This is a genomic window from Streptomyces hainanensis (assembly GCF_004348415.1).
Classification (GTDB): Bacteria; Actinomycetota; Actinomycetes; order Streptomycetales; family Streptomycetaceae; genus Streptomyces; species Streptomyces hainanensis.
Genome location: NZ_SMKI01000456.1, coordinates 1 through 6,149 on the forward strand (window position 1 = coordinate 1; position 6,149 = coordinate 6,149).

At 72.5% G+C, this 6,149-nt stretch carries 5 protein-coding genes; 2 read left to right on the forward strand and 3 right to left on the reverse strand.

Annotated elements, in window-relative coordinates; translation table 11 throughout:
- Positions 1–30: 30 nt before the first annotated feature.
- Together E1283_RS29930 and E1283_RS29935 are read right to left on the reverse strand one after the other, a co-directional pair.
- Positions 31–2,622: an FtsX-like permease family protein gene (locus E1283_RS29930; RefSeq protein WP_132821303.1), complete on the reverse strand. Its 2,592-nt coding sequence runs from the start codon at positions 2,620–2,622 to the stop codon at positions 31–33.
- Positions 2,619–3,407, reverse strand: a complete 789-nt coding sequence (locus E1283_RS29935) for an ABC transporter ATP-binding protein (RefSeq protein ID WP_132821304.1) — start codon at positions 3,405–3,407, stop codon at positions 2,619–2,621. The genes E1283_RS29930 and E1283_RS29935 overlap by 4 nt, the downstream gene beginning before the upstream one ends.
- Before the next feature lie 376 nt (positions 3,408–3,783).
- Here E1283_RS29935 and E1283_RS29940 point away from each other — a divergent pair, with 376 nt between their 5' ends.
- Positions 3,784–4,458 carry a SurA N-terminal domain-containing protein gene (locus E1283_RS29940; protein WP_165956298.1) on the forward strand — a complete coding sequence of 225 codons (675 nt, stop codon included), beginning with the start codon at positions 3,784–3,786 and terminating at the stop codon, positions 4,456–4,458.
- 31 nt (positions 4,459–4,489) lie between these two features.
- The gene (locus tag E1283_RS29945; protein WP_132821306.1) at positions 4,490–5,560 is read left to right on the forward strand and encodes a nucleoside triphosphate pyrophosphohydrolase; all 1,071 of its coding nucleotides are present in this window, start codon (positions 4,490–4,492) and stop codon (positions 5,558–5,560) included.
- Positions 5,561–5,601: 41 nt separating this feature from the next.
- On the opposite strand, the gene E1283_RS29950 is transcribed toward E1283_RS29945, so the two are convergent.
- The gene (locus E1283_RS29950) at positions 5,602–6,051 is read right to left on the reverse strand and encodes an SUKH-3 domain-containing protein (protein WP_425086253.1); all 450 of its coding nucleotides are present in this window, start codon (positions 6,049–6,051) and stop codon (positions 5,602–5,604) included.
- Positions 6,052–6,149 lie beyond the last annotated feature (98 nt).

Consider the following 6,149-nt stretch of genomic DNA (forward strand, 5'->3'; position numbering starts at 1 on the left):
GGTGGGTGGGGGGAAAACCCCCGGCCGTCGCTACTCGGTGGCGATCGCGTTGAGGACGTTCATCCGGCCGGCCCGGAACGCCGGCATCAGGGCCGCCAGCAGGCCCACCACCGCGGAGCCGATGAAGACCGTGATGATCGTGGACCACGGGATCTCCAGGACCCGCATCCCTTCGAGCGCCATCAGCTGCTGGCCCGCCGCGCCCCAGGCGAGGCCGAGGACGAGGCCGAGGAGCGCGCCGAAGAGGGCGATGACGACCGACTCCAGGCGGATCATCCGCCGCAGCTGCCGCCGCGACAGGCCGATCGCCCGCATCAGGCCGATCTCCCGTGTGCGCTCCACCACCGAGAGGGCGAGGGTGTTGATCACGCCGAGGATCGCGACGATGATCGCCAGCGCCAGCAGGCCGTAGACCATGTTGAGCAGCTGCCCGACCTGGTCCTGGATCAGCTCCTTGTACTCGGCCTGGTCGCGGACCTCCATCTGCGGATAGGGGTTCATGGCCGCGTCGAGCGCGGTGCGCGCCGCGTCCTCCTGGCCGTCGACCGCGCCGGCGAAGAGCATGCCCGGCAGCGGCATGGCCTCCTCGGGGACGGCGCTCCTGGCGGTCTCCGTGGAGACGTACCAGGTGCCGTTGCTGACCATGGCGTCGCTGGAGAGGATCGCCCGCACCGTGAGGGTGACCGACTCCCCGCCGTCGAAGGCGACCGGCAGTTCGTCGCCGATCCCGATGCCGTACTCCTCCGCGTCGTCGCTGCCCACCGAGATGGAGCCGGGGCCGAACGCCTCGTCGAGGTCGCCCTCGACCACGTCCATGGCGAAGTCCTGCTGGTAGGTCGGGTCGGCGGCGGTCAGGTCGACGTCGACGTCCTCGCCGTTCGGCATGACGACGGCCGTCTCCATGTACCGGATCTCGGTGACGTGGTCGAGCTCCGCCACGCCCCGCACCGCCGCGCTGGCCTCGGGGAGGACCGGCATGAAGTTGGAGGTGGTGATGATGTAGTCGGCGCCGGCCGACTCGTCTATCTCCTCGGTCGCGGAGGCCACCATCGAGGAGCCGACCACCGAGAGCCCGGCGACCAGCGCGAGGCCGATCATCAGGGCGGAGGCGGTGGCGCCCGTGCGGCGCGGGTTGCGCAGCGCGTTGCGCTCGGCGAGCCGGCCGACGGAGCCGAAGCCGCGGAGCAGCACCGCGCTGAGCCCGCGGACCACCAGGCCCACCAGGGCCGGGCCGACCAGGATCAGGCCGACGAGGCTGAGCACCACGCCGATGGCGAGGAAGCCCGCGCCGTCCGCGGCCGAGTCGACCGAGGCGGTGGCGGCCAGGGCGCCGAGGCCGAGGAGCGTGAAGGCCGCACCGAGGCCGGCGCGGATCCGGCCGGCCCGGACGTCGTCCGGCATGCCGGCGTCGCGCAGCGCGGCCATCGGGCTGATCTTGCCGGCCCGGCGGGCCGGGATGTAGGCGGCGAGCAGCGTGACGACGACGCCGAGCACGATGCCGACGATCGGCACGTTCGGGTTGATCGTCAGGTCCTCGGTGCTGAGGTTCATGCCGACCGCGCTCATCAGGGCCATCAGGCCCACGGCGATGCCGATGCCGACGCCGAAGCCGAGCACCGAGCCGATGACGCCGAGGAGCAGCGCCTCGATGAGCACCGAGCGGTTGACCTGGCGGCGGCTGGAGCCGATGGCCCGCATCAGGCCGATCTCCCGGGTGCGCTGGGCGACCAGCATGGAGAAGGTGTTGACGATCAGGAAGATCCCGACCAGCAGCGCCAGGCCGGCGAAGCCGAGCAGCACGTACTCGAGGATCGACAGGACGTCGCCGAGGGCGTCGCGGTTCTCCTCGATGTACTCGTCGGAGGTCTGGAGCTTGTAGGTGTCGGCGCCGACGACGGAGGCGATGGCCGACTTGAGGTCGGTGTCGCTGACGGCGCCGGTGGAGTCGACGTAGATCTGGGTGTAGCCGTCGGCCCCGCCCAGCAGGTACTCCTGGGCGGTCGGGAGGTCGAGGTAGAAGATCGCGGCGCCGGGGTTGGTGACGGTGAAGTCGACGATGCCGCTGACCGTGGTCTCGTAGTCGCCGATGGCGGTGATCAGCCGGATCGGGTCGCCGACGGCGATGTCCTTGTTGTCGGCGGTGTCGCCGTCGACCATGACCTGGCCCGGCCCGGACGGCGCCGCGCCCTCGCGGATCTCCGAGGTGCGCAGCTCGATGTCCGACCAGTTGGTGACGATGGTCGGGGCGCCGGTGGTGGGGCCGAGGTTCTCGTTGTCCGCGTCGGCGGCGACGGCGTTGGAGGCCGCGACGTTGCCGGTGACCTCGGCGACGCCGTCGACCGAGGAGATCTCGTCGACCACCGAGGCCGGCACGGCGTCCGGGATGCCGGTGGCGGGGCCGGTGTCCTCGAACGAGCTGCCCTCGTCCCCGTCCTCGGCGGGCGCGATCATGACGTTCGAGGCGGACTGGGCGAAGAGCTTGTCGAACGTGGTGTTCATGGTGGCGGTGAACACCAGGGTGCCGCAGACGAACGCCACCGAGAGCACCACGGCCATCCCCGAGAGGGCCATCCGGCCCTTGTGGGAGAAGAAGCTGCGCAGCGAGGTCTTGAGGACGGTCACGACGTACGCCCCTGGGCGTCGAAGCCACGCATGCGGTCCAGCACCCGGTCGGCCGTCGGCTCGCGCATCTCGTCGACGATGCGGCCGTCGGCCAGGAAGACGATGCGGTCGGCGTAGGCGGCGGCGACGGGGTCGTGGGTGACCATGACGATGGTTTGGCCGAGTTCGTCGACGGAGCGGCGGAGGAAGCCGAGGACTTCGGCGCCGGCGCGGGAGTCGAGGTTTCCGGTGGGTTCGTCGCCGAAGATGATCTCGGGTCGGGCGGCGAGGGCGCGGGCGACGGCGACGCGCTGCTGCTGGCCGCCGGAGAGTTGGTTGGGGCGGTGCTTGAGGCGGTCGGCGAGGCCGACGGTGGTGACGACGCGGTCGAGCCACTCGGTGTCGGCCTTGCGGCCGGCTATGTCCATCGGGAGGGTGATGTTCTCGATGGCGTTGAGGGTGGGCAGCAGGTTGAACGCCTGGAAGATGAAGCCGATGTGGTCGCGGCGCAGCTTGGTGAGCTTCTTGTCCTTCAGCCCGGTGATCTCCGTGGACCCGATCCAGATCCGCCCGCTGGAGACCGTGTCCAGACCCGCCAGACAGTGCATCAACGTCGACTTACCGGACCCCGAAGGCCCCATGATCGCCGTGAAGCCACCGCGCTCGATGTCGACCGACACGTTGTCCAGGGCCACCACCCGGGTCTCGCCCGAGCCGTAGGCCTTGACCACGCCCTCCGCTCGCGCGGCCACGGCCGAGTGCCCTCCGCTGCCCCCGGTCGTCGGATTCACTACAGCCGTTGTCACGTTCCGTCTCCTTCGAAGAGCGAAGCAAAGAGTGTGGATTCGGTTCTTTTCGGGCCCCTGCACGAATTCTCCCCAGAGCCTAGGCAACCCCCTGCCGGCTCCGCGTCGCCCCCAAGAACGACCCTGGGGTCGGAGAAAGTCGTGCTTTACCCCTAGGGGACCCCTGCCCAAGGGTGGTACCTCCCGTAGGGGAAAGGTCAAGTCGCCGCCGCACCACGTCAGGACCACGCCGGCGGGGTCGCCGAACGTTCACCGGCGGTTCACCCCGGCGTGGCCCCCACGGTGCGGGTGACGATGACCTGGTCTTCGCCGCTTCGTCTGCATAGGATCGAGCAGCCACCGACCGACCGGATCATCAGCACACGGGAGTGCTCAAGTGAAGCGTCGCCGTACGTCCGCGCTGTCCGTATCCGCCGCCGCCGTCGCGCTGCTCGCCGCCACCCCGCTGCTGACCGGCTGCTCCACGGACGCCCGCCCCGGCGACGCGGCCGTCGTGGGCGACCGCAGCATCTCGCTGGCCTCCGTGCAGGCAAGCGTCGACGCCGTGCGCGACGCGCAGCGCGAGCAGCCCAACGCGGACGAACTGATCTCCACCACCGCCGGGTTGACCCAGCAGACGGTCAACTCCCTGGTGTACATGGAGGTCCTGGAGCAGGCCGCCGCCGACGCCGGCGTCGAGGTGACCCGCCGGCAGGTGCAGGAGGAGCGGGCCAACGTCGTCGCCAACATCGGCGGCGAGGAGCAGCTGCGACAGGCCGCGTTGATGCCGCAGGGCGGCGTCCCGCTGGCCGGCGACGACCAGATCGACGCCACGATCCGCAGCCAGCTGCTGTTCCAGGGCCTCGCCCAGCGGATCGGCGCCGACCTCGACCCGAACGGCCAGCAGCTGTTCATCGACGAGCTGACCCGCACCGCGAACCGGGTCGGGGTGGACATCAACCCGCGGTTCGGCGAGTGGGACGCCGCCCAGGTCATGCTGGTCGCGGCCGACGAGCCGTGGCTGCGGAGCGGCGAGCAGGTCGACGACCTGCCGATCGTCGACCCGGCGTAGCCCGCCGGGGCGGCCGGCTACGCTCGAACGCGTGACGACCGACGACGCGCCGGCCCGCGGCACCACCACCGACGACAACGACGGCTCCCCCGGTGCCAACGGCGCCAACGGCGCCGCCCGCGCCGGCCGCATCGTGCTGCTGACCACCACCCACCGGGTGGCCCCCGGGCTGCTGTCCTGGCCGGCCTGGCAGGAGCTGCGCGACGCCGACCTGGTGCTCTGCCGGGACGCCGGGCACCCGCAGCTCCCCTACCTCAAGGACGCCGGCGTCACCGTCGAGACGCGGGACCCGCGCGCCACCGAACTGGTGGCGGCCTGCGCCGGCGACCGTTCCGTGGTGGTGCTGTCCGCCGCCGACGGCGAGCCGCGGCTCACCGAGGAGCTGGCGGCGCTGGCCGGCTCCGGCCGGGTCACCGCCCTGCCCGCCCTCGAACTGCTGCCCGGCTCCTACGACCTGCCGGGCGCGCGGCTGCTCGACCTGGTCCAGGTGATGGACCGGGTCCGCGCCGAGTGCCCCTGGTCCGCGACGCAGACCAGCGCCGGCCTCGCCAGGTACGGCGTCGAGGAGGTCTACGAGCTGGTCGAGGCCATCGAGTCCGGCGACGCGGCGGAGATCAGGGAGGAGCTGGGCGACGTGCTCCTCCAGGTGATCTTCCACGCCAGGATCGCCGAGGAGAACCCCGAGGAGCCCTTCGACATCGACGACGTGGCCGCCGGCATCGTCGCCAAGCTGGTCCGCCGCCACCCGCACGTCTTCGGCGACGCGCACGCCGAGACACCCGAGGACGTCAAGGCGCTCTGGTTCGCCGCCAAGGCCGAGGAGAAGCGGCGCGAGTCGGTGACGGACGGCGTGCCGCTCTCCCAGCCGGGCCTCGCCCTGGCCACCAAGCTCACCGCCCGCGCCCGCCACGCCGGCCTGCCGCTGCCCGGGCCCGCCGAGCCGGCGGCGCCGGCCGGGCGGGCCGACGACTACGGCTACCGCCTGCTCGTGCTGGCCGCCGAGGCGGAGGCGGCCGGCGTCGACCCGGAGACCGCGCTCCGCGGCGCGGCCCGCGCCTACCGCGACACGATCCGCGCGGCGGAACGGCCGCCGGCCCGGTAACCGCCGGCCCGGGTAGCCGGCGGCCCCGCCGGGCCCCCGGCTCAGTCCGGGTCGGGGGGCACCAGACGGTGCGGGCGCGTCCCGGTCAGTAACGTGCTGAGCCCGGTCAGCACGTCGTGGCCCAGATACCAGTCGCCCGTGTGGTCGACGCAGTAGAGCCGCCCCTGGCGGTCCACCGCCAACAGGGCCGTGCCGCCGCCCTCGGCGCCCAGCGGGCACAGCTCCGTGCCCAACGCGCGCCCCAACTCGCCCAGCGTCCTGGCCCAGTGCCGGCCGAGCAGCGGGTCGATCACCACGGTGCCGGCCGCGAGCTCCACCCCGGGACCGGTCGGGCGCAGCGTGACGGCCCCCAACTCGGCCCACGCCTCGAACGCGGCCGGAAACAGCTGGTGCGGGTGCCCGTGCGGGGAACGGTGCCCGCTGAGCGCGTCGGCCCACCGCTCGGCCTGCGCCGCGTGCAGCCGGCCCGGCTGCCAACCGGCCGCCGTCAGCGCCGCCCCGCACGACCCGCCGCGCACCGTTCTGCTGCGCCGCGGCGAGGTCCACAGCCCAGCCGACCCCTTCGCCACGGCCATGGCCGTCCAGGGGG